Genomic DNA, 22500 nt, shown 5'->3' on the forward strand with positions numbered 1-22500 from the left:
GAGTGCGCTTGTTAACGCAACACCATATCAACTCGACGGTTAAAGGCATTGGTACCCTGCCCCTCGTCTCCGCCCAATGGATTTTCTTCGCCAAGAGATTTGATATCAATTGAGCTCGCATTGATCCCGCTCTCAATAAGCTTGTCGCGCAAGTTGCCCGCTCTACGAAGGCCCAGCTCTTTATTATAGTCAGATGCACCGATGGTGTCTGTATGACCGATGAGACTGATATCCACTGTTTCTCTGGTTTGAATTTCAGTCAGGACAGCTTCAAAAATAGTGTTGGATTCTTCTGTTAGCTCAGCGCTATCAAAGCCAAAGAAAAAGAAAAATGAAAGAGGCTTGGGCGGTTGAGCTGCTTCTGTTTCCGCAACCAGTTTAGCCACGAGATCATCCGACAGTTCCCTTGGTTTTTTAGGCGCCTTGTCACTCGGAATTTCAACAACCGTATTAACGGATGAAATTGTCTGGACACCGGCATCATTTCGCACGCTAACTTCACCGACACTACCATCGTCTTCGGGCAAAAGAATAACATAGTTACCACGTGGTGCCGAACAGCCAGCCAGAACCAAGAAAAGTAATGAAAGTAGGATTTTAGACGTAAATTTAGGCATTAAACTATCCCCCTTGTTCACTGATATTATTCAGCACGGACAAACATCTTGGTGCCACGAACAGAAATTGTTCCAGCAGGTGTTGTTATTTGCAGATCTTCATCAGGGTTCTTTGTCAGCTTTGCAATGATGCCCGAAATATACAAAAGCGTCCCTTCAAAAAGCTGAACCGCAAATGCCAGCTTCTTGTTATCAGGATCAAATTCAAAATTATTCAGTTTCAGGGACGAATTACTTCCCAAAGAAACCAACGTATTATCCCTAAACGACACCCCAAGAGAAGACTCATTACGAGTTTTAACAATATCATCTTTGTAAAGAGGATCCCCGATTTGAAGAATACGCTCAGCCCCACCACTTTCCACGTAACAAGCGCCGTTCAGCACCTTCACATAAGCAATTGCATTTTCATCTGCCTGCGTGACAGAACTAAACGCCAAAAGAAGTGACAAAAAAGTCAGCTTAAAAAGAGACGTGCTCAATTTTCTGATCAGAAACATAGTTTCACAACCTTTAATCTACAGAGAGTATGCGTATGTGTTATTGCAATTTGGTGCCGATCTATGACCACAAATATCAGCACAACAGCCTCGCCATAACCATACCGCTTAGCCCAACTTACATCAGTAACAATTATCAATCTAGTAGTATAAAAACACTCTGTTGTTTTCGAACAACAAAACACCCTTAAAAATAAACAATAATTTACATAAATATATTAAAAGACGCTCAGCTCAAAAACAGTATTTAGAGAAAATACGAAAACAATACTCTCAAATTTCTTTATAAAAGCTATCATCAAATTCCTCAGAATTAAGTCAATTTACAAAGAAGCTAATAAAACAAATATCCACAAAAATTATCTGGTTTTAATGATTTATTATGAAATAAGCAGCTAGTTTTTCAACAAAGAATGGCAAATCTGCAATTGGGTTCAGGTATGTATTTGGGTCATCTTAAGGCTTTTAGTTAAATACGTATCATTAACAACCAGACCGTATAATCTCATGAATACATATACTGAAGATTCCGATACAGAGCTTACCCTTAATCCAGAATTTTCAAGCCCCGCCATCACAGAACCTCCTCCATCCCAATCATCGAATGAAGTTCCCTTCTCATTCGATGAATTGTTTTTTTCCAGAACGGATGAAAAAGGCATCATTCTGTCTGGTAATAGCGTGTTTCAACGTGTCAGCATTTATGCGTGGGACGAGCTGCTCAATAAACCGCACAAAATTATTCGCCATCCAGACATGCCAAAAGCCGTGTTCTGGTTGTTATGGGATACAATCAAAAGCGGGCATCCCGTTGGTGCCTATGTAAAAAACAGAGCAAAAGACGGACGCCACTATTGGGTTTTTGCAATCGTCACCCCGATTGACGGGGGCTTTCTTTCCGTTCGCTTAAAACCTAGCAGTTCTCTTTTCAGAACAGTAAAAAATGAATACATTGCACTTCGGAAAATAGAAAATAGTGACCATCCCACCCCCGAAAAAAGCGCAAAGATTTTACTCTCACGTCTCCAGAATCTCGGCTATCGGGATTATAACGCCTTCATGGCATCTGCACTGAGCCATGAAATAATCGCAAGAGACAGACAGTTAAAGAAACCAGAAGATCCTTCAGTGGCCAATTTCAACAAACTGGTAGAATCAGCCCAACATCTTCTGGACCATACAAAACAGATATTTAGTGCCTATGAAGGGCACAGACACGTTCCCCTTAATTTACGTGTCCATGCTGCACAACTTGGAGAAACCGGTGCTGCGATCGGTGTTATTTCAAGCAACTATACAACAATCGCTGCAGAACTTCAGGACAAAATGACACAATTCATGGAATCAGGAACTCATGTAGCGCAAACTATTGATAATGGCCTTTTTCTAGCCTCAACTGCGCGAATACAGGGGGAAGTCGCGTCTATTTTCAAACAGGAAGCACCCAATAAAGGCGCTTCTCAAGAAAAGGAAATGATCAATCTCGAACAGCAACAGCAAGCCTATTCTCATAAAGCTGCTCAGGGCCTAAAGGAAATTTCCGTTAAAATATCTCAGTTCAAAGAAACTTGCCTGGAAATGCGCAAACTGACAGCAAGCCTGGAAGTGACCAGGGTTATGGGAAAAATACAGTGCGCATCACTCGATGCTTCCAATTCCAGCTTACCAAACCTAATCAATGATTTAGGACAATTTCAAGACGCGATCGCTGATGGCTTGAAGCTGATTGATCAGGCGAACAAAGCGATAGAATACAATATAGATTACATACTTGAATGCTCATAACGACCAAATTTTTTAAAGGAGTAACCTGCTTTAAAAAATGGACATTCATATAGAATGGTGGATTTAGCAAACACAAAAAAACAACCATTAGTATAAAAACATCGACTTTATTAAAGACATTAGAAAAATTACATGGTATTTTAATTAAAATTTAATAACTAAAATTTTGTTCGCAGGTTTCAATGTATATTCCGCCTCTCTACACACGGACGGGAACAATCATTACCCCTGAACCTCAAGCTAACCGAGGCCCAGCCTTTAAGCCTGCAACACAGTCCACTGATGAAGTGACGACGATCAAAACTATAAATTCAGAGGATACGACAGGAAAAAAATTACTCGCTCCTCCTACCGATGGGCGAGGTAGTCGTGTTGATATTTTGGTTTAAGAAGAATAATTGAATTTAACGATATCCTGATTTGATAAGCTATTTAGGATATTGAATGCAGAAAGTATAAGAAATTCTGGTACATACTCGAAAAAAAGCTGATCCCACATACAACAAAAGCGCGATCAACTGAACGCGCTTTTGTTGTATGTCATCTTTTGCAATACCTTAGGCTGCAATGCCTTCCCGCCAAGCGGTAGAAGACTTGCATGTCTTGCAAATACGTTCACCAGGCCATTCGCTTACGAATTTTTCCCGGCACTTCAGACAATTACGTTTTTTCTTTTCATACACCCGGTCAGAAACCGGCTTTGTATTGGACTGATCGCTCATTAATCCCTCCGTAGGATCCGGCAACTTAATAACCTCAAGAACCGAAGTCCTAGGTAAATAGATAATTATTTAACTTCTTCCGCAGAAAAAAGCAGAAGAAAAAGGTCTCCAAAGCTCGTCAAGAGCCATCACAACCTGACACCCTTTGTGGGCAAATGCATAAGAAGCAGCTCTATTTTAAATCATAAAATAGCTCAGTATCTAAACATTTTTTAAAGCGTCTCAAATTGTGGCGATTCCGACAGTCGACTACATAGAGACTTATGTAGTAAGAAACGGAAACGGAGACTCAACAAAGGCACTTTGTGCATTGCACAAGTATTAAATAATGTAAGTGAGAAAAAAAATCAACTGCCGTTGTGTGAAATTTGGCAATGTCAACGTATTTTTCCGTCGTTTTTCTGTAATATATTATTCCACAACGAAAGGTTTTACCTGACCTCCATAGCCATGGACACTATCATGAGCACGTATAAAAACTTTTTTTACGCCCTTGGGAATATCGACGCCGGATAACGATCTGGTAAAGGGTTGCTCATTTTCATGGGGGTGATGAAGCACCCGCGTAGCCAAAATCGTCTCGTCTTCCGTAATAATCTCCCAGCGGTTAGCATAATGATCCCACCCTGTGTCATCATGACGCACTGTCACATTAAAACGCCAGCCGCGATCTCCGTCTTTATAGCCCTCGACTTTAATGACATCCGCCTCGCCTGCAACCACAGGATTCAAAAAAGAAAAAAGCAAGGCCAGTGTTAACAACGCACAACGCATAGCGGTCGCCAATATTTGCATAATTTTTCCTTCAGAAGATTCTCTATAATCTAAAACAATCAGCTATCTATAACAGAGACAATCTAACATTACTGCTCACAACCCGGTGAAGTACCTACTGAGCAAGTACACAAATTTACTTATGAGCAACGGTGCTAACTGCGGAGAAATAAGAATCCAAACGCAACACTAAGTAATTTCAGCTAAATCTTTAATCTCTATTAAGTCAGACAAATATCCCTCAGGAATAAAAAACACTCCTGGGGGAAACAAAAGGTGAATTTAGCTTCATCTGGAACTTGCCTTAGCCCAATCATCAACACATAATGTTCCCATGTCAGATCTATTTCACTCAGCCCCCACAAATGAAACCACGGTTGATTATTCAGCCAAGGACATTCAAGTTCTCGAAGGCTTAGAACCTGTTCGCCATCGCCCCGGAATGTATATTGGCGGTAACGATGAACGCGCCATGCATCACCTTGTTGCGGAGGTTCTTGATAATGCCATGGATGAGGCTGTTGCAGGACATGCAACACGAATCGATATTGAGCTTGGTCTGGATAACCAGATAACAATCAAAGACAATGGGCGCGGCATTCCCGTCGATGCACACCCGAAATATACAGACAAGTCTGCGCTGGAAGTTATCCTGACGACCCTGCACTCAGGCGCAAAGTTTACACAAGATGCCTATGCAACATCCGGAGGTCTTCATGGTGTTGGTGTTTCTGTTGTAAATGCTCTGTCTGATTCTATGTACGTTGAAGTAGCAAGGGATAGACAACTATACAGACAGGAATACAGTAAAGGTCATCCTCAGACCAAACTGGAACTGATCGGCAAAACCAATAACAGACGTGGAACGACAATTTCCTTCCATCCGGACGCCGAAATTTTTGAGCCCGGCTGTAAATTCCAACCCGCTCGTCTCTATAAGATGACGCGCTCAAAGGCTTATCTTTACAAAGGTGTCCAGATCCGGTGGACGTGTGAGCCTTCTCTTGTCGAGGGGAGCAATATCCCTTCAAGCGAAATCATCCACTTCCCAAACGGCTTGAAGGACTTTATTGACTCGCAGCTCGGCGAACGCCCTGCCCTAACATCTGAATCCTTCGCTGGTGAAGCCGAATTCTCCGATGGCCAAGGACGCGCTGAGTGGGCGATCTGTTGGCCTCGTGACGAACAGGGATTCGTCAATTCTTATTGTAATACAATCCCGACACCTGATGGCGGCAGCCATGAAAGTGGTATGCGAGCAGGCCTTTTAAAAGGTCTCAAAGCCTACGGTGAACTCACGGGCATAAAAAAAGCCGCCCAGATTACGGGCGATGATCTTTTGAACGGGAGCATTTCTGTCCTTTCTGTCTTTATCAGAGATCCACAATTTCAGGGCCAAACCAAGGATAGACTTGCCACTCCGCTTGCTGCAAAATTAACAGAAGCAACAATTAAAGATCATTTTGATCTCTGGTTGGCCAGTAATCCTGAAAGTTCCAGACTTTTGCTGGAGCGTATTATCGAGCGCAGTGAAGACCGCTTAAGAAGACGACAAGATAAAGAAACCAGCCGTAAAACAGCGACCCGTAAAGTTCGCTTACCCGGAAAACTTGCCGACTGCAGCAGTAACAAATCAAACGATACTGAAATCTTTCTGGTAGAAGGCGATTCAGCTGGTGGCTCTGCCAAGCAAGCACGCGACAGAAAAACACAAGCGATCCTTCCTCTTCGCGGAAAAATTCTGAACGTTGCCTCGGCAACGGCGGATAAAATTAAAGCAAACCAAGAGATCGCAGATATCAGCTTGGCGCTTGGCTGTGGCACCAAAGGACAGTTCGATAAAGACAAGCTTCGTTACGAACGCATCATTATCATGACTGATGCTGATGTTGACGGTGCCCATATCGCCTCTTTGCTAATGACTTTCTTTTATCAGGAAATGCCAGGTCTCATCGAAAGCGGCCACCTCTATCTTGCCATGCCACCGCTTTATCGACTGACGCAAGGCAGTAAAACGGTCTATGCCATGGATGATGAACATCGTCTTGAGTTGGAAAAGACAGAACTGACCGGGCGCGCGAAAATTGAAGTCAGCCGCTTTAAAGGTCTGGGTGAAATGCCCCCTCGACAGCTTAAAGAAACAACAATGGACCCGTCCAAGAGAGTACTTTTGCGCGTTACCGTTCACCACAACGACGATTTTGATCCTGCCGAAAGCCAACGGGCCGCAGCGGACAGAGTGAATTGCCTGATGGGAAAAAAACCAGAACTACGGTTTAACTTTATTCAGGACAACGCAAAGTTTGTTTCAGACATAGATATCTAAATAAAACAAATATTCTTTGATACAGAGTACTGCCATTCCATTAGATGGCAGTACTCTTTTCATTTGAATTATGGTCGGTTGAATGAACCATAACCTCAACTTTGCCCCTTTTTAGTCACAAAGCCTCTCCCTTTCGGCATAAAGCCACGAGATAAGAATACAAAGAAACAAACAACTCTATTCTTAGATGGCAGGGCAGCGGCATGCTGAAAACAATCACAACCAAACAATTCAACTTTTCTATCAAAACACTATTTATTGCAGTCCTATTGATCTCTTTTATCATTGTTGTGGGTGGGAGTCCCTCGGTGGCAAACGGGTTGGTCAGCCCTAACGATATGAAAAGAGGCTCGTTGTTATTGAAAACAACAGAAGCCGGTAAAATGGTCGAAGCCATACAACTGGCGACAAATGTAGAAATTGATATCAACGGACCAATCGCCCGGACGAAAGTGACCCAACGCTTTAGAAACCCTTCGAATGGTTGGGTTGAAGGAACTTACGTTTTCCCCCTGCCAGAAACGTCCGCCGTCGATACCCTAAAAATGCAAATTGGTGATCGTTTTATAGAAGGTGTTATCAAACCGAAAGAAGAAGCCCGCAAAATATATGATGACGCCAAAAGAGAAGGCAAAAAAGCCAGCTTGGTCGAACAGTTACGCCCTAATCTCTTTACCAACTCAGTCGCAAATATAGGACCGCAAGAGATCGTGGTTGTGCAGATTGAATATCAAGAGACCGTCAGGCAATCCAATGGCCTTTTCTCGCTCCGTTTTCCAATGGTCGCGGCCCCACGCTACAATCCCAAGCCACGCATAGTCGAAAGTGTAAACTTTGAGAATGATGAACAGTGGGGAACTGTAAAAGATCCCGTTCCGGATCGTGAAGAAATAACCTCGCCAGTTATAAATCCGGCAAAACAGGCTAAAAGTAATCCCGTATCCCTGAATGTCAGTTTGGCTTCCGGCTTTCCCATTGGTGAAATCAAAAGCCCGTTCCACGAGATTATTACAGACTACAAATCCAAGGATCAGGTTCAAGTATCTCTCAGTGATCAAGTCGTACCTGCGGATCGTGATTTTGAACTCAACTGGAAAGCAGAACCAAAGAAATCTCCGCGCGTAGCCTTGTTTAAGGAAACGATTGGTCAGGATGATTATTTCCTTGCCTTTGTTACTCCACCCAAACTGGCTCAACTTGCTCAGGATGAAATAACAACACCAAACAGGGAAGTCATCTTTGTTATTGATAACTCTGGCTCTATGGCTGGCCCATCCATGAGACAGGCAAAAGAAAGTTTGCTTTTGGCACTGGCAAAGCTACGCAGCCGGGACCGCTTTAACGTTATAAGGTTCGACGATACCTACGAAGTCCTTTTCCCTTCTGCTCTTGAAGCCAATACCGGCAACCTTGATATCGCCAAAAGATTTGTCTCGTCACTCGAAGCTGATGGCGGAACAGAAATGTTACCTGCGCTGGAAGCTGCACTGGAAGATCAGACACCAAATGACAAGTCAAGTTTGCGTCAGATTGTTTTCTTGACGGATGGTGCCATTGGTAATGAAAAACAGATGTTTGATGCCATTGTTAAAAAACGTGGTCGATCCAGAATTTTTACCGTCGGTATTGGTTCTGCCCCCAACAGTCACTTTATGAACCGTGCATCCAGCTACGGCAAAGGAACTTTTACCCACATCGGATCAGAACAACAAGTCAGATCCCGTATGAACGAACTTTTTACAAAGCTTGAAACCCCGGTACTCACCAATCTTCAAGCAATCTGGCCAGAGAGCAACCAGCCAGAAAAAACCAATGTTGAAATGAGCCCTCGTCAGCTCCCTGATCTCTATAGCGGTGAACCCGTCGTTATCCTCGCCAAAGCTAAAAACACAATTCGATCAACCAAAGAAACGCTGGATGTTTCCGGTCAATTCTCTAACCAACCCTGGACAATCAAACTGCCCCTTCACAAAGCGCAATCGGGGACAGGCATTGGCAAACTCTGGGGAAGAAGGAAAATTTCAGAAATAGAAGGACAGTATTTCCAGGCCGACAACTGGAATGTACTTGATCAGGACATACTCAATACAGCTATGAAATATGGCCTAATCAGTAAAATGACCAGCCTTGTCGCTGTTGATATCACCCCGACAAGGCCAACTGGTAAAGATTATAACAGTCAGGAAATCGCTTTAAACCTCCCTGCGGGATGGGATTTTGAGAAGGTTTTTGGAGCAGATTATTCCTCTGCGCCAGCCCCGCTCGAAGATGCCAGCATTTCGTCTCTGCATCGCTTGGCAGCAACTGACGCCCCCCTCATAAGATCAGTATCAGCTAAAGCAAAGTCCATTCCCTTACCTGCAACAGCAACCACTGCGGAATTAAAAATAATTCTTGGAATGCTTCTCCTGCTCGCCACGATATTATTCATGTTGGTATCGCGTAAAATGCTTCCAAATGGGCAGCGTCCATAGCCATGAAAATCCTAAGTAGAATAAAGCCTGCTTTACAAATTCAATTGCTCGTTCAATTCATGGCAAGAGGAGCTAGAAAGTTCCTCTTGCTGGCTTTGTTTATGGCAAGCTTTGCATTAGTCGGAGATGGTCTCTACATCAAACTGAAAGCAGTTCTGGCGCAACATCTGTTACAACAGGCCTGGCAAGAGACTTTAACCACCCAAAAACCACAAAAAGCATGGTCATGGGCCGATACCTACCCAGTTGCAGAGATCAGCCTACCTAATCTGGCTATCGAACCCGTTATCGCCTTACGCGGCAGCAGTGGAGAAGCCTTGGCATTTGCGCCGGGACATCTGGAAAACACAGCCCTCCCCGGACAACAAGGGACAGCCGTCTATGCCGCACACAGAGATACTCATTTTGCTTTTTTAGAAAACATAAAAGCGACTGACATTGTCAAAGTAAAAGATCCCAAAGGACAGGATCATCTATATAAGGTGGACAACATCCGAATTACCAAATGGGATCAATCGGGCATTACCAACCAAAATACTTCTAAACGCATAGCACTCGTAACTTGTTGGCCCTTCGATGCTCAGACGCCTGGCCCCCTACGATATATTGTAGAAGGTCATCTGATTGAAGATTTCTCCGTAGATTGAAAAACTCGTTCACAAGAAAACGAAACTAACCTTTTGGTCCTATGTTTCGTTCCAACCATCCCTGTAGAGATTCATTCACCTTATCCGGCAACTCAATATTAGATAGGTGACCACAGTCTTCCAGAACCAATAGTTCGGCGTTTGGCGTCAAAGAGGCAATTTCTTCAGAACAGTCCAAGGGAGTAATCAGGTCATCCTGACCACAGATTACTTGGACCGGACATTTTATGTTCGGTAAAATATCCAAGTGACTTTCACGATCCAGGATCGCAGTTTGCTGTCGCACAAAAGCTTCCTGCCCAACCTCTTCCGCCATTTTGTATATTTCAGACGTCAAGGAGGTATCTTCCATTCGGTCAGGATGAATAAGAAGTGGCATCAAGTGTGGCGTCACCCCTTTAAACTTTCCTCGTCCAGCCAAAGAAAGTAGACCACGTCTACGTCGTTTTTGTTCAGGACTATCCGCACGCGCTTTTGTGTCAATTAATGCCAAACGCTTCACGCGTTCGGGTGCAATCCGCATAATCTCGAGTGCGACATACCCACCCATCGATAATCCAACGAGATTGAATTTCCCGCGTACCTGTTTCAAAGCCTGTAAAGCCAGTTCATTTATGGAACTGGCCCGGGTAAGATCTGACACTTCACAGAGATACGTGTCTTTAAAAAGATCCAGTTGTGGTGCCCACAATCGTTCATTACACAAAAGGCCCGGCAAAAAAACCAGACGTTCTTTTTCGTTCATAAAATTAATCGTTTTCTTTAAGTAGGTTCGATAGCTTTTTAAATTCTGGCGTCCCTGCCTTTTTCAACATTTCAAACATAACCATCTCGCTTGAAACCACCTCGGCACCAGACCTGATCATGCGTTCCAGCGCCAGTTTTCTGTTTTCGTCAGCGCGCGACCCAATCGCATCAGCCACGACAAAAACATCAAATCTGTCAGACAGTAGTTCTAAAACAGTTTGTTGAACACAAACATGCGCCTCAATACCCATCACAATAACCTGGCGCCGCCCTGTTTCTTTTAACGCAGACATAAACGGCTTACAGCCAGCTGAACTGAAGGAAATTTTTTCGAACACATCTTTTTCAGCATACAAGCCGTGTAGTTGCTCGACAGTATGTCCAAGTCCCTTGGGATATTGTTCGGTTACCAAAACGGGTACAGATAGCTCGGCCGCAGTTTTCAAAACCAGTTCATTGGCTTTCAGAATTGAGTCGAGTTCCGGGATCGCAGGTGCAAGTCTCTCTTGTATATCTATGACAACAACGACCGAATCTTCCGCAGACATCAACATCTTAAAAACGCCTCTAGCAAGTTAACTGACCTGTATTGACTTAAACATCACAGGATTAAAATTAAACAATAATATCACGTTATGACGTAATTTATCGATTTTTGGCACCTAAAACACAGTACAAATTGACTTTTTCAAAGCTTTCCGTATTATGCGCACGTCTCTTCTGGAAAGCACGCGTAAGTTTTTACGCATTTCTGCTTTTTTTTGACTAACGCTCAAGCGTAACTAAGGAATACATGAGCTTTTCTGATCTTGGATTAAATCCAAAACTCCTGCAGGCTGTCGAGGATGTTGGCTATACAACACCTACGCCTATTCAGGAACAAGCAATCCCCTACGTGTTAATGGGTCGTGATGTAATGGGCTGTGCTCAAACCGGGACAGGTAAAACTGCCTCGTTTACGCTGCCTATGATCGAAATGCTGTCCAGTGGTCGGGCGCGTGCAAGAATGCCGCGTTCTTTGATCCTGACACCAACACGTGAACTTGCCCATCAGATTTCGGAGAACTTCGAAAGCTATGGAAAATACAGCAAGCTTAGCAAAGCTCTCCTCATCGGAGGCTCTTCCTTTGCGGAGCAAATAAAGCTCCTCGAACGTGGCGTTGATGTTCTAATTGCAACACCTGGTCGCCTTCTCGATCTATTCGAGAGAGGCAAGATCATGCTTGTTGATACCAAGCTTTTGGTTATCGATGAAGCTGACCGGATGTTGGATATGGGTTTCATCCCGGATGTAGAAAAGATTGTCTCTTTGCTTCCACCGCTCAGACAGACGCTCTTTTTCTCTGCGACAATGGCCCCGGAAATCAGGAAACTTTCTGATAAATTCCTGAGCAACCCAAAAGAAATCTCTGTAACCAAGCAGGCATCTACTGCTGAAACGGTCGAACAGACGATTATCAAAATTGATGGTGGCCCGAAAGAAAAACGCGAAGCCCTACGCCAGGTCATGACCGGCGAAGGTGAAATTCAATCCGCGATTTTGTTCTGCAATAGAAAAAAAGACGTCGACATTCTAAATAAATCCTTGAATGTACATGGCTTCTCTGCTGCTGCGCTCCATGGTGATATGGCTCAATCGTCCCGTATGGAAACACTGAGCGACTTTAAAGAAGGCAAAGTTAAGCTTTTAGTCTGTTCGGATGTTGCCGCACGTGGCTTGGATATTCCGGCTGTATCACATGTCTTTAACTTTGACGTTCCCGTTAACCCCGAAGACTATGTTCACCGTATTGGTCGAACCGGGCGTGCCGGACGTGAAGGCAAGGCATTCACAATCGCGACAATTGAAGATTACAAGGGCTTACGCAACGTGCTAACAACAATCAATAGCGGCATACCTGTTGTTTCTCTTGAAGGCTTTGAAACCTGGACAGATGAAGAAGCTGCGTCACTTAAAGGACGCAGACGTCGTCGCCCAGCAAAAGCAACGGCGAAAAGCAGTGATGCTAAAGAAGCAAAACCTAGCCGTCGTCGCAAGAAATCCGATGACGTAGCAGAGGATGATTCAACGGACACTGCAGCATCTAGTGATGCAGGTAACGGCGCGGACGAAAAACGTAGTGCTAAGAAACCAACAAGAACAGCCCGCCGCAAAACCAAGCCGACAGCTGTTATTGGCGAAAGAGAACCATCATCAGAGCCGAGTAACCCAACCAGCTCTTTTGGTGATCACACACCCGCTTTTATTCTTCGTGAAGCAAAAGTCGCGTAAAATACACTCACTCTGGTGATACGAAAAAGGCGTTCATAATGAACGCCTTTTTTATTTTCACATACAACGACGAAACTAACACCATCAAACATAATGATTGATGCCTAACCATAAAATGGTATTTATAAATCTAAATCCCGCCTGCATCGCTTATAATTCCTCATAAAGCGATTCTAAGTTAGAGCATCAATATGAACAAAGATTCCACCACCCGTTTAGGTGTACCCTACTCCCTCTTTTATATCTTTGTCTTCATGACGATGGGCATCATTCTTGTATTCTGGCCCCTCTGGCTATCTGAAAGAGGCCTGAGTAAATCCGAAATTGGAAATATACTTTCAATCCCGCCGTTCCTCATGGTGCTTGTTTCTCCGGCCATCGCTCTCATATCGGAAAAGAGCGGCTATAGCAGGACAGTTCTCTTTACGACGGCATTGGTATCCTGCGGTTTCTTTCTTGCTTTTTATTTCGCAGAAGATTTTTACCTTTATCTCCTGCTTCAAGCGGGGGCATCCTGCTGTTTCCTCTCACTCATTCCTTTAGGTGACAATCAGACACTTAAGGCAGTTCGACTGTATGATTTAAATTACGGGCGGATAAGGCTTTGGGGCTCGCTCTCATTTATTGTAACAAGCTTTGGTGTCGGGTATCTGCTTGATATGATTGATATCAACTGGACGCTTTGGCTCATTCTATGCGCTCTTATTATAGTTGCTTTTTTCAGTTTAACTCTGCCCCAGCTTCCAAATGAGCAGGAAAAAACAACGGGTAATCCGAGAATATTTCTCAGAAAACCAAGTTTCCTGTTTTTTATTCTTGGGGCTGGTATGATTATCGGTAGTCACGCCGCTTACTACGCCTTTGGTTCTCTCTATCTGACATCGCTGGGCTACAGCAAAAGCCTGGTTGGCTTCATCTGGGCATTCGGGGTTATGGCCGAAGTCATTTTATTTGCATTCAGTAACAGACTGTTTAAAAGTGCGCGCTCATTACATCTGATCATCATCGGTAGTATTGCTGGCATCATCAGATGGGGAACACTCGGCTTTAGTGACAGCATGGTTTTAATTATTGGCATACAGATATTGCACGCCCTGACATTCGGCCTAACTCATTTGGGTTCCATGTCATTCATAACAAAGCATGCGCCCAAAGACGTCTCTGCCTCGGCACAAAGCCTTTATTCCAGTATAGCTAACGGCTTAATGATGGGGTTAGCCATTTTCGTATCTGGCATATTATTTGATATTGATCCATCTTATGCTTTTCTTGCCATGGTCGGAATGGCCTTTACGGGCGGCTTGATAATATGGGTACTCACAAAAGTAGTACCGCCGAGCAGCGCGCCCCCTGCAAAAGAGTATACACATCAGGAATTACCTTAGACGGTAAAGAATTATTAGCATTTAGATAGTTTAAATAAGAGACATTCATCCCTTCAACATTAAAATACTTGATTGCGATGTTTTGTTATTAAATTTGATCAGTGTTAATAATGCGTAACGTGTAAGGACAATAAAGTTTGAAGATGCACCCTAAACATATCCTAGGTATAGTGCCCTTCTTACTTACTCTGTTTCCAGCAGAGAATGTTATTGCAGACACTGATAGGCCCATCACAATGGCTTGCAGTTCTTTCCCGCCATATAAGATAGAAAACCCGGGGTCGGGTCCCAAAGGCATTGATGTTGATATCATGCTGGAGGTTTTTGCCCTTACAGAACGAAAAGTTGATTATAAATTTTACCCTTGGAAACGGGCGGTAAAGCTCGTAGAGCAGGGAAAAGTCGACGGACTTTGTGGCTGCTCTTATCACCCAGATCGAGATCAGAATTTCATTTTCTCTGATATCCTAGGGCAGTTAAGCCAAGGTGTCTTTTTATCAGACAAGGTAAGCCTCAATGAGTTTAACTCTGTTGCCGACCTGAAAGACCTCTCTGTCGCCAGCGTCAGAGGCTATGCAGTTCATAAAGAGCTCATTGAACATGGCATCAATGCTTATGAAGCCACAAATGACGATGAACTCTTGACCTTGCTTGAAAACGATCGCGTTGATGCCGTTTATTCCTATCGGGATACGGTCCTCTTTGCCTTGGCCAATCGCGGTAAAAGTGGCCACGTCACCTACAGGGAACTCGTCAGCAATCCCTATTATTTCTGCTTTTCCAAAAAATCTGATCAGGCCCAGAGTATCCTGAGTGACATAAACCATGCCCTTCGTACTCTTAGACATAATGGCACCTACGAAAAGATCAGAAAAAAATACCAATAAAAAAGGCCCCAATAACGGAGCCTTTTTTCATTCTGACGAAAATGAAGAGATTATTTCGTACCGTAAATACGGTCGCCTGCATCCCCTAAGCCAGGAACAATATAACCGTGCTCGTTTAGCTTCTGATCAACAGATGCCGTGTAGACGGGAACATCAGGATGTCCTTTTTGGAATTCTTCAATTCCTTCAGGTGCCGCAAGCAGGCAAAGGAACTTAATGTTCTTGGCGCCATCTTTTTTCAACCGATCAATTGCAGCAACAGCCGTATGCCCGGTCGCCAACATTGGATCCACGACGATAACTTCACGATCAGCCATATCCGTGGGTACTTTATAATAATATTCAATTGCTTCTAGCGTTTCATGATCACGGTACAATCCAACATGACCAACACGTGCTGAGGGTAATAGATCCATCATGCCATCCAGAATACCATTTCCGGCACGCAGGATTGAAATGAAGCATGGTTCCAGATCCCGAAGAACAGGACACATTGCTCGTTCAACCGGTGTCTCAACTTCACGCTCGGTAAGCACAAGATCCCGTGTTACCTCGTACGCCAGCAAATGAGAAATCTCTTTTAACAACCGACGAAAATCAGGGGTCGCGGTTTCTTTCGAACGCATCTGAGTAAGTTTCACTTGAACCAAAGGGTGCTCAACGATGGTTACATTTGCGCTCATGTTTATAGCCTTTATTTCTGATGTTTCATTTTCAACAAATTACCCCGTTATTTACCCTTTTAAGCCGTTTCTGTCGACCCCCTGTATCTGGGACACAGCAAGACGAAAAACGAAGAGCTATCTTATGACCATTTTTCAAAAGATGCATTTCAAAGGTGACATTTAGTCGCGACCAGACAGACATCCTTTTCCTAACAGTCTGGCTTTATTATATTTTCTGGGTATTAAAACGTAAATTCAGTAATTACTGCATCTTACAACATAAATTGGAACTGTAAAAAACTGTTAAAAAGAGGTTGCAATTTCGTTTTTTTGAGCTATTTAAAAAATCGGACTGTTTTAGTCCGGTATGGAGAAAAGCTATGTTCCGCCTAACAAGGTTAACAGATTACGCAGTTGTCGTTCTTGGACAGATGTCTTCGCAAAAAGAGCAGGTTATTACAGCCCCTCAGATTGCGGAAGAAACAGGTCTGCCCTTACCAACTGTTGCCAAGATCCTTGGACTGTTATCCCGGCAAGGCTTAATCACATCCCTGCGCGGCGCTGGTGGCGGCTACATAAGTCATCAAGATGCCTCCTCTATTACAGTCGCAGATATCATTCAATCCATCGAAGGCCCTATTGCCTTAACGGCCTGTGTCGAAGGTGCTGTTGATAACTGTTCAGTAGAAACCATGTGCCCCATGCGCGGGAACTGGAACAAAGTAAATCAAGTCGTCGCAAATGCCCTGAAAACGGTAACACTCGCCGACATGATTGATTTTCAAGACAGTTTCATTATAGACAAACAAAAATCGGACACGAGCTCGGCAGAGCTTACCTGATCAATTCAAATAAAGTCCGATAGGAGAGTAAGAGAATGGCTGCCACACAAGAAACAGTCGAACAGGTCCAATCCCTTGAGATGGACAAATATAAATATGGTTTTGTTACAGAGATAGAATCTGAAAAGGCCCCTAAAGGTTTAAGTGAAGATACTGTCCGTTTTATTTCAGCCAAGAAAAATGAGCCTGAGTGGCTTCTGGAATGGCGCCTGAAGGCCTATCGCCTTTGGCTGACGATGCCAGAGCCCAAATGGGGCAAGTTGGAGATTCCTGAAATTGATTATCAGGATTCATATTACTATTCTTCCCCTAAAAGCATGGAAGATCGTCCACAGAGCTTGGACGAAGTCGATCCTGAGCTACTTCGGACGTATGAAAAGCTGGGTATTCCAATCAAGGAGCAGGAAGTATTAGCGGGTGTGGCCGTTGATTATGTTTTTGACTCTGTATCTGTTGCCACCACTTTCCGCGAACAGCTTAAAGAAGTCGGTGTTATCTTCTGCCCGATTTCCGAAGCGATTCAGGAATACCCGGAGTTGGTCAAAAAATACCTTGGTTCCGTTGTTCCCGCCGGTGACAACAAGCATGCCTGTTTGAATTCAGCTGTCTTTACCGACGGTTCATTTGTATACATCCCCAAGGGCGTTCGCTGCCCGATGGAACTATCTACCTATTTCAGAATTAATGAACTGAACACGGGACAGTTTGAACGCACATTGATCGTGGCGGATGAAGGTTCTTATGTAAGTTATCTGGAAGGCTGTACAGCGCCTCAACGCGATGAGAACCAGCTTCATGCTGCTGTTGTCGAGCTGGTGACAATGGATGATGCTGAAATCAAATACTCCACTGTTCAAAATTGGTATCCCGGTGATGAAGACGGCAAAGGCGGTATTTATAACTTCGTGACCAAACGCGGCATCTGTAAGGGTAAAAACTCCAAGATCAGCTGGACGCAGGTTGAAACCGGTTCAGCAATCACTTGGAAGTATCCAAGCTGCATCTTGCAAGGTGATAATTCGGTTGGAGAATTCTACTCCGTTGCTATTACCAATGGCCGCCAACAGGCCGATACCGGCACCAAGATGATCCACCTGGGTAAAAATACGACCTCACGTATTATTTCCAAGGGTATTTCAGCTGGTAAATCCCAAAACACCTATCGTGGATTGGTAAGAGTTGCCGCCAAAGCCGAAGGTGCACGTAACTTTACACAGTGTGATTCGCTTCTGGTGGGTGAGACTTGTGGTGCACACACGGTTCCTTACATCGAAAGTAAAAACAGGTCGGCAAGACTGGAACACGAAGCGACAACATCCAAGATCAGTGAAGATCAACTCTTTTACTGTCGTCAGCGCGGCATATCCGAAGAAGATGCCGTCGGCCTTGTTGTAAACGGCTTCTGCCGCGAAGTGCTTCAGGAATTGCCAATGGAATTTGCTGTTGAAGCGCAGCAGCTTGTCAAAATCAGTCTGGAAGGCAGCGTCGGATAACGAAGCGCCCTATTCCAATTAGACACATAGATAAAGAGAACAGAGTAAAAAGATGTTAGAAATTAAAAACCTTCACGCAGAAGTCGATGGAAAAGCCATTCTTAAGGGCATAGACCTGAATATCAACAAAGGCGAAGTACACGCAATCATGGGCCCGAACGGTTCAGGTAAATCAACGCTTGCGAACGTACTTGCCGGTCGTGATGACTATGAAGTAACCGAAGGCGGCATTCTTTTCGACGGGAAAGATATTTCAGAACTGGAGCCTGAAGAACGTGCCGGCGAAGGCATCTTTCTGGCATTTCAGTATCCTGTGGAAATTCCGGGTGTTACCAATACAACATTCCTGAAAGAAGCTCTTAATGCCCAGCGTCGTTATCGCGGAGAAGAAGAGTTAGATGGCATGGAATTCGTCAAAATGATCCGTGGAAAAACCAAAGAACTTGGCATTAAGGACGACATGTTAAAACGTGCCGTTAATGTTGGCTTCTCTGGCGGTGAGAAAAAACGTAACGACATTCTACAAATGGCTGTTCTCAATCCAAAGCTAGCTGTTTTGGATGAAACAGATTCCGGTCTGGATATTGATGCACTTAAAGTCGTTGCCGAAGGTGTGAACAAACTACGTGCCGAAAACAATGCCATTTTGGTTATTACGCACTATCAGCGCCTCCTTAACTACATTGTGCCAGATCAGGTTCATGTGCTGTCCAATGGTAAAATACGCCGTTCCGGTGGTAAAGAGCTGGCACTTGAGTTGGAAGAAAAGGGTTATGCAGACTATTCAGGTGAGGCAGCCTAATGGTAACGCTTCCATCAGATAAAGAGGCGTTCATCGCCCACTACGACCAAAGTAAAGACCATCTACCCGGTTATAATCTTGCATGGCTTAATGAAACCAGAGCGAAAAACATCGCGCTGTTCAATGACATCGGATTACCGTCGGCAAAAACAGAGCTTTGGAAGTTCACCAGCCTTAACCCGCTAAAAAAGCAAGCTTTCTCTGCACCAGAAACATCTGAATTGGCAGCAAACGACGAGCTACCAAGACTTTTTGATGCAGCAATCTCCATTCGCCTTGTTTTCATTGACGGTAAATATTCCGAGACTCTCTCAGATAGCTCTCTGCCAACTGGCGTGACCATGGCAAGCCTGGCGGCAGTACTTGATAGTGGGAACTGTGATCTCGATCAAACACGCTTGTCACGCCCAAGAGCTGAAGAGCAACCACTTGTTGCTTTGAATACAGCCCTTATGGCTGACGGATATATTCTGTCCATCGCCAAGGATGTTTCTGTAGAAAAGACAATCGAAATACTTCATCTCGGGAGTGGGAAAGCCGAAAGTACGCACCACACGAGAAATATCATCTCTGTTGGATCAGGTAGTAAGGCTACTATTGTCGAGCACAATACAGAGCATGGTGAGAACGTATATTTCTCTAATGCTGCCACAGATATCAGCATTAATGAAAATGCCACCTTGCACCACTACCGTGTTCAGGAAAGCAATAAGTCTGCATTTCTGATATCTTCAACAGAAGTAGAAGTTGGCAAAGGCGCAACATACGACAGCTTCTTGTTGAATACAGGGGCGCGGCTTGCCCGTTCGGACATTAATGTCAGCCTCGCAGCAGAGAATTCTGCCTGTCATTTGAACGGCACCTATATGGGCACCGACGATCAACACTGTGATATCACAACACGCGTTGATCACAAGACCCCTCATACAACTTGTGACGAAGTGATCAAAGGTGTTTTGAGCGGTAATGCCAGAGGTGTTTTTCAGGGCAAGATTATTGTTCATGAACAGGCACAGAAGACAGTGGGTAACCAATCTCACCGCGCCATGCTTCTTTCTGATCGTGCCGAAGTTGACGCAAAACCTGAATTGGAAATCTTTGCTGACGACGTTATTTGTAGCCACGGTTGCACATCGGGTCAGATAGACGAAGATGCCCTGTTCTACCTACGTTCACGCGGTCTCTCGCAGGAACAGGCACAAGCTCTTCTCGTAAACGCTTTTCTGGCTGATGCTGTTGAAGCGGTTCAAAATGAAGATCTAAAGGATCTCTTTCTGGTTAGAATATCTGACTGGCTTGAAAACAATCCAAACAAACCAGCCTGATTTGAAGTAAGGGCATAAGGACAACACAATGAGCATAGGTACAGCAAAGAACGTTGATATGGGAACCATCAAAGCTGGTGATAACTCACTACAGGCATTTGATGTTCATCGCATTCGCGATGATTTCCCTATCCTTCAACGTGAGATCTATGGCCGTCCCCTCGTCTATCTGGACAGTGCTGCGTCGGCACAAAAACCCCGTCAGGTTTTGGATCGGATGCAAGAGGCCTATGAAACTTACTATTCCAATGTTCATCGTGGTGTCCATAGCCTGAGCCAAGCTTGTACCGAAGCTTTTGAATCCGGTCGCAATGCTGCGGCAAGGTTTATTAATGCAGAAAGCCCGGATCAATGTATCCTGACTAAAGGCGCTACAGAGGCGATCAATCTGGTCGCACAAAGTTATGGCCGAAATTTCCTGAAAGCGGGTGATGAGATCATCATTTCCCATATGGAACATCATTCCAATATTGTTCCCTGGCAAATACTCAGAGATCAAATTGGCATTGAAATAAAAGTCGTGCCAATTGATGGTGATGCAAACTTCTTGTTTGAGGAATATGAAAGCCTTTTCAGTTCAAAAACCAAGCTGGTTGCCATTACCCATATCTCAAATGCTGTTGGAACGATAACGCCGATTAAAGACATCATCCGCGTTGCTCACGCCCACGGCGCCAAGGTTCTGGTTGATGGCTGTCAGGCGGCACCGCATGCTCATATTGATGTGCAGGATCTCAATCCGGATTTTTACTGTTTTTCAGGCCACAAGGTTTATGGTCCAAGCGGCGTTGGTATCCTTTATGGTAAAGCCGACCTTTTGAATTCAATGCCGCCCTATCAAGGTGGCGGTGAAATGATAGATCTCGTTACCTTTGAGAAAACAACCTACAAAGAAATCCCCCATCGCTTTGAAGCCGGAACCCCCGCAATTGTCGAGGCCATTGGCCTTGGTGCTGCTATTGAATATATCGAAGCATTAGGCAAAGATAATATTGCTGCTCATGAAAACGGCATTCTAGCCTATGCAACTGAACGCCTGAGCAGGATACCCGGATTGAATATTATCGGTCGAGCTAAGGAAAAGGCGAGTATTCTCTCCTTTACCATGGAAGAAGCTCATGCCCATGACATCGGCACGATCCTTGATCGTAGGGGGGTTGCCGTCAGGGCTGGTCATCACTGTGCTCAACCTCTGATGCAACGCTTTGACCTACCAGCAACAGCACGCGCTTCCTTTGGCATCTACAACACCCGCGAAGAAGTTGATGCGCTCGCTGACGCTCTCGAGAAAGTACGGGAACTCTTTAGCTAATGTTTGATGATGGAAAAAGCTTAAGCGATTTTCTTCCCAAGGCAGAAGAAGGCTTTAAAGCGACAGCAGGCAAGTCACTGGCCGAGGGAACAGCCTTTGCAGGCAAAGATGACATTATTGATGCCTTCCAAAGCGTTCATGACCCTGAGATCCCGGTAAACATTTATGACCTGGGCCTCATCTATGGTCATGAAATGAATGAAAAAGGCGATGTTAATGTCAGCATGACGCTAACGGCCCCAAATTGTCCCGTCGCAGGGGAACTCCCTATGCAGGTGGCTGAAGCCGTTGCCGCTGTGGAAGGTGTTGGGGAAGTAACTGTTATTCTGACCTGGTCACCGCCCTGGAATCAGAACATGATGAGCGAAGATGCACAACTGGCGCTTGGCCTGTTTATGTAAGCTTTTCTCATATAACCTTTTTATCTGGGGCATAGCCCCCATATAGTGATATAGTACGATCAGAAACTGGAAATTAAGAGACATGATCCGATGATGCCAAAACTCATCACCCTTACAGATGCTGCCGCAAATCGCGTCAAAACGCTTATGGACCAAAGCCAGGACGAAGCTGTTCTTGGCCTGCGTGTCGGCATCAGTACCAAGGGCTGTTCCGGTCTCAGTTATGTCGTGGAGTATGCAAAAGAACAAAAGAAGTTTGAAGATATTGTCGAAGACAAAGGCGTCAAAATCTTTATCGAACCAACTGCCGTCATGTACTTGATTGGTAGCGAAATGGACTTTGTTCAGGATAAATTCCAAAGCTCTTTTGTTTTCAACAATCCAAATGAAGAAGGACGTTGTGGTTGCGGTGAAAGTTTTCACGTTGCGCCCGAAAGCAACAAAGCTGAATTAATCACCTAGAACTATTTCTATAGACACAGCAAAAAGCACTCCAATCTCCGTCAGAGCGATAACAAGAAAAA

22 protein-coding genes are annotated in these 22500 nt (G+C 44.4%); 15 read left to right on the plus strand and 7 right to left on the minus strand.

Translation table 11 applies throughout. From position 1 onward, the window contains the following. Window positions 1–11: 11 nt before the first annotated feature. Entirely contained in the window at window positions 12–617 is a 606-nt protein-coding gene (locus BKB51_RS06485) for an OmpA family protein (RefSeq protein WP_085900316.1), read from the minus strand. 26 nt (window positions 618–643) lie between these two features. Continuing rightward, window positions 644–1117, minus strand: a complete 474-nt coding sequence (locus tag BKB51_RS06490; protein WP_085900317.1) for a FecR family protein — start codon at window positions 1115–1117, stop codon at window positions 644–646. Between the two features lie 507 nt (window positions 1118–1624). Here BKB51_RS06490 and BKB51_RS06495 point away from each other — a divergent pair. Together BKB51_RS06495 and BKB51_RS06500 are read left to right on the plus strand one after the other, a co-directional pair. After that, window positions 1625–2902 carry a PAS domain-containing protein gene (locus tag BKB51_RS06495; RefSeq protein ID WP_085900318.1) on the plus strand — a complete coding sequence of 426 codons (1278 nt, stop codon included), beginning with the start codon at window positions 1625–1627 and terminating at the stop codon, window positions 2900–2902. A gap of 182 nt (window positions 2903–3084) precedes the next feature. Continuing rightward, window positions 3085–3291, plus strand: a complete 207-nt coding sequence (locus BKB51_RS06500) for a hypothetical protein (protein ID WP_085900319.1) — start codon at window positions 3085–3087, stop codon at window positions 3289–3291. Between the two features lie 168 nt (window positions 3292–3459). Here BKB51_RS06500 and BKB51_RS20730 read toward each other — a convergent pair whose 3' ends face one another. Together BKB51_RS20730 and BKB51_RS06505 are read right to left on the minus strand one after the other, a co-directional pair. Continuing rightward, window positions 3460–3624, minus strand: coding sequence for a hypothetical protein (locus BKB51_RS20730; protein ID WP_020593633.1), 165 nt, complete (start codon window positions 3622–3624; stop codon window positions 3460–3462). 411 nt (window positions 3625–4035) lie between these two features. Continuing rightward, window positions 4036–4419, minus strand: coding sequence for a hypothetical protein (locus BKB51_RS06505; protein WP_198946669.1), 384 nt, complete (start codon window positions 4417–4419; stop codon window positions 4036–4038). Window positions 4420–4732: 313 nt separating this feature from the next. Here BKB51_RS06505 and parE point away from each other — a divergent pair, with 313 nt between their 5' ends. From parE to BKB51_RS06520, 3 genes are all read left to right on the plus strand, one after another. Next, window positions 4733–6724 carry a DNA topoisomerase IV subunit B gene (parE, locus tag BKB51_RS06510; protein WP_085900320.1) on the plus strand — a complete coding sequence of 664 codons (1992 nt, stop codon included), beginning with the start codon at window positions 4733–4735 and terminating at the stop codon, window positions 6722–6724. A gap of 203 nt (window positions 6725–6927) precedes the next feature. Beyond that, on the plus strand, window positions 6928–9198 hold the full coding sequence (locus BKB51_RS06515) for a marine proteobacterial sortase target protein (RefSeq protein ID WP_085900321.1): 2271 nt from the start codon (window positions 6928–6930) through the stop codon (window positions 9196–9198). A gap of 2 nt (window positions 9199–9200) precedes the next feature. Beyond that, window positions 9201–9845 (plus strand): class GN sortase, encoded by a 645-nt coding sequence (locus BKB51_RS06520; protein ID WP_085900322.1) that lies wholly within the window; start codon window positions 9201–9203, stop codon window positions 9843–9845. A 25-nt stretch (window positions 9846–9870) separates the two neighbouring features. On the opposite strand, the gene BKB51_RS06525 is transcribed toward BKB51_RS06520, so the two are convergent. Then, on the minus strand, window positions 9871–10590 hold the full coding sequence (locus BKB51_RS06525) for an alpha/beta fold hydrolase (protein ID WP_085900323.1): 720 nt from the start codon (window positions 10588–10590) through the stop codon (window positions 9871–9873). 4 nt (window positions 10591–10594) lie between these two features. After that, window positions 10595–11140 carry a hydrolase gene (locus tag BKB51_RS06530; RefSeq protein ID WP_158090166.1) on the minus strand — a complete coding sequence of 182 codons (546 nt, stop codon included), beginning with the start codon at window positions 11138–11140 and terminating at the stop codon, window positions 10595–10597. 245 nt (window positions 11141–11385) lie between these two features. Between BKB51_RS06530 and BKB51_RS06535 the strand changes: the two genes are divergently transcribed. The 3 genes from BKB51_RS06535 to BKB51_RS06545 all read left to right on the plus strand — a co-directional run bounded on the left by BKB51_RS06535 (window position 11386) and on the right by BKB51_RS06545 (window position 15136). After that, entirely contained in the window at window positions 11386–12864 is a 1479-nt protein-coding gene (locus tag BKB51_RS06535) for a DEAD/DEAH box helicase (protein WP_085900325.1), read from the plus strand. 191 nt (window positions 12865–13055) lie between these two features. Beyond that, window positions 13056–14249 carry an MFS transporter gene (locus BKB51_RS06540; protein WP_085900326.1) on the plus strand — a complete coding sequence of 398 codons (1194 nt, stop codon included), beginning with the start codon at window positions 13056–13058 and terminating at the stop codon, window positions 14247–14249. 236 nt (window positions 14250–14485) lie between these two features. After that, window positions 14486–15136 (plus strand): substrate-binding periplasmic protein, encoded by a 651-nt coding sequence (locus BKB51_RS06545; protein WP_158090167.1) that lies wholly within the window; start codon window positions 14486–14488, stop codon window positions 15134–15136. A 50-nt stretch (window positions 15137–15186) separates the two neighbouring features. Here BKB51_RS06545 and upp read toward each other — a convergent pair whose 3' ends face one another. Then, a complete protein-coding gene (gene upp / locus BKB51_RS06550) occupies window positions 15187–15819 on the minus strand; it encodes a uracil phosphoribosyltransferase (RefSeq protein WP_085900328.1) in 633 nt (210 codons plus the stop codon). Window positions 15820–16181: 362 nt separating this feature from the next. On the opposite strand from upp, the gene BKB51_RS06560 reads away from it, so the two are divergent. The 7 genes from BKB51_RS06560 (at window position 16182) to BKB51_RS06590 (ending at window position 22438) form a co-directional block, all read left to right on the plus strand. Next, the gene (locus tag BKB51_RS06560) at window positions 16182–16643 is read left to right on the plus strand and encodes an SUF system Fe-S cluster assembly regulator (RefSeq protein WP_085900330.1); all 462 of its coding nucleotides are present in this window, start codon (window positions 16182–16184) and stop codon (window positions 16641–16643) included. 35 nt (window positions 16644–16678) lie between these two features. Then, window positions 16679–18136, plus strand: coding sequence for a Fe-S cluster assembly protein SufB (gene sufB, locus BKB51_RS06565; protein ID WP_085900331.1), 1458 nt, complete (start codon window positions 16679–16681; stop codon window positions 18134–18136). Between the two features lie 52 nt (window positions 18137–18188). Then, complete coding sequence (gene sufC / locus BKB51_RS06570; RefSeq protein WP_085900332.1) at window positions 18189–18938, plus strand: Fe-S cluster assembly ATPase SufC; 750 nt, start codon at window positions 18189–18191, stop codon at window positions 18936–18938. After that, window positions 18938–20263, plus strand: a complete 1326-nt coding sequence (gene sufD, locus BKB51_RS06575) for a Fe-S cluster assembly protein SufD (RefSeq protein ID WP_085900333.1) — start codon at window positions 18938–18940, stop codon at window positions 20261–20263. Before sufC ends, sufD begins: the two co-directional genes overlap by 1 nt. A gap of 28 nt (window positions 20264–20291) precedes the next feature. Further along, window positions 20292–21575, plus strand: coding sequence for an aminotransferase class V-fold PLP-dependent enzyme (locus BKB51_RS06580; RefSeq protein ID WP_420843492.1), 1284 nt, complete (start codon window positions 20292–20294; stop codon window positions 21573–21575). Next, on the plus strand, window positions 21575–21976 hold the full coding sequence (locus BKB51_RS06585) for a DUF59 domain-containing protein (RefSeq protein ID WP_085900334.1): 402 nt from the start codon (window positions 21575–21577) through the stop codon (window positions 21974–21976). The genes BKB51_RS06580 and BKB51_RS06585 overlap by 1 nt, the downstream gene beginning before the upstream one ends. A 90-nt stretch (window positions 21977–22066) precedes the next feature. Beyond that, window positions 22067–22438, plus strand: coding sequence for a HesB/IscA family protein (locus BKB51_RS06590; RefSeq protein WP_085900335.1), 372 nt, complete (start codon window positions 22067–22069; stop codon window positions 22436–22438). Window positions 22439–22500: the final 62 nt, after the last annotated feature.

This window comes from Kiloniella majae, assembly GCF_002118315.1.
In the GTDB taxonomy this organism is placed as follows: domain Bacteria; phylum Pseudomonadota; class Alphaproteobacteria; order Kiloniellales; family Kiloniellaceae; genus Kiloniella; species Kiloniella majae.

What these genes read in the sequence shown, in the direction of transcription:
- BKB51_RS06485 (WP_085900316.1), bottom strand. Translation starts at nt 617, where the DNA reads ATGCCTAAATTTACGTCTAAAATCCTACTTTCATTACTTTTCTTGGTT.
- BKB51_RS06490 (WP_085900317.1), bottom strand. Translation starts at nt 1,117, where the DNA reads ATGTTTCTGATCAGAAAATTGAGCACGTCTCTTTTTAAGCTGACTTTT.
- BKB51_RS06495 (WP_085900318.1), top strand. Translation starts at nt 1,625, where the DNA reads ATGAATACATATACTGAAGATTCCGATACAGAGCTTACCCTTAATCCA.
- BKB51_RS06500 (WP_085900319.1), top strand. Translation starts at nt 3,085, where the DNA reads ATGTATATTCCGCCTCTCTACACACGGACGGGAACAATCATTACCCCT.
- BKB51_RS20730 (WP_020593633.1), bottom strand. Translation starts at nt 3,624, where the DNA reads ATGAGCGATCAGTCCAATACAAAGCCGGTTTCTGACCGGGTGTATGAA.
- BKB51_RS06505 (WP_198946669.1), bottom strand. Translation starts at nt 4,419, where the DNA reads ATGCAAATATTGGCGACCGCTATGCGTTGTGCGTTGTTAACACTGGCC.
- parE (WP_085900320.1), top strand. Translation starts at nt 4,733, where the DNA reads ATGTCAGATCTATTTCACTCAGCCCCCACAAATGAAACCACGGTTGAT.
- BKB51_RS06515 (WP_085900321.1), top strand. Translation starts at nt 6,928, where the DNA reads ATGCTGAAAACAATCACAACCAAACAATTCAACTTTTCTATCAAAACA.
- BKB51_RS06520 (WP_085900322.1), top strand. Translation starts at nt 9,201, where the DNA reads ATGAAAATCCTAAGTAGAATAAAGCCTGCTTTACAAATTCAATTGCTC.
- BKB51_RS06525 (WP_085900323.1), bottom strand. Translation starts at nt 10,590, where the DNA reads ATGAACGAAAAAGAACGTCTGGTTTTTTTGCCGGGCCTTTTGTGTAAT.
- BKB51_RS06530 (WP_158090166.1), bottom strand. Translation starts at nt 11,140, where the DNA reads ATGTCTGCGGAAGATTCGGTCGTTGTTGTCATAGATATACAAGAGAGA.
- BKB51_RS06535 (WP_085900325.1), top strand. Translation starts at nt 11,386, where the DNA reads ATGAGCTTTTCTGATCTTGGATTAAATCCAAAACTCCTGCAGGCTGTC.
- BKB51_RS06540 (WP_085900326.1), top strand. Translation starts at nt 13,056, where the DNA reads ATGAACAAAGATTCCACCACCCGTTTAGGTGTACCCTACTCCCTCTTT.
- BKB51_RS06545 (WP_158090167.1), top strand. Translation starts at nt 14,486, where the DNA reads ATGGCTTGCAGTTCTTTCCCGCCATATAAGATAGAAAACCCGGGGTCG.
- upp (WP_085900328.1), bottom strand. Translation starts at nt 15,819, where the DNA reads ATGAGCGCAAATGTAACCATCGTTGAGCACCCTTTGGTTCAAGTGAAA.
- BKB51_RS06560 (WP_085900330.1), top strand. Translation starts at nt 16,182, where the DNA reads ATGTTCCGCCTAACAAGGTTAACAGATTACGCAGTTGTCGTTCTTGGA.
- sufB (WP_085900331.1), top strand. Translation starts at nt 16,679, where the DNA reads ATGGCTGCCACACAAGAAACAGTCGAACAGGTCCAATCCCTTGAGATG.
- sufC (WP_085900332.1), top strand. Translation starts at nt 18,189, where the DNA reads ATGTTAGAAATTAAAAACCTTCACGCAGAAGTCGATGGAAAAGCCATT.
- sufD (WP_085900333.1), top strand. Translation starts at nt 18,938, where the DNA reads ATGGTAACGCTTCCATCAGATAAAGAGGCGTTCATCGCCCACTACGAC.
- BKB51_RS06580 (WP_420843492.1), top strand. Translation starts at nt 20,292, where the DNA reads ATGAGCATAGGTACAGCAAAGAACGTTGATATGGGAACCATCAAAGCT.
- BKB51_RS06585 (WP_085900334.1), top strand. Translation starts at nt 21,575, where the DNA reads ATGTTTGATGATGGAAAAAGCTTAAGCGATTTTCTTCCCAAGGCAGAA.
- BKB51_RS06590 (WP_085900335.1), top strand. Translation starts at nt 22,067, where the DNA reads ATGATGCCAAAACTCATCACCCTTACAGATGCTGCCGCAAATCGCGTC.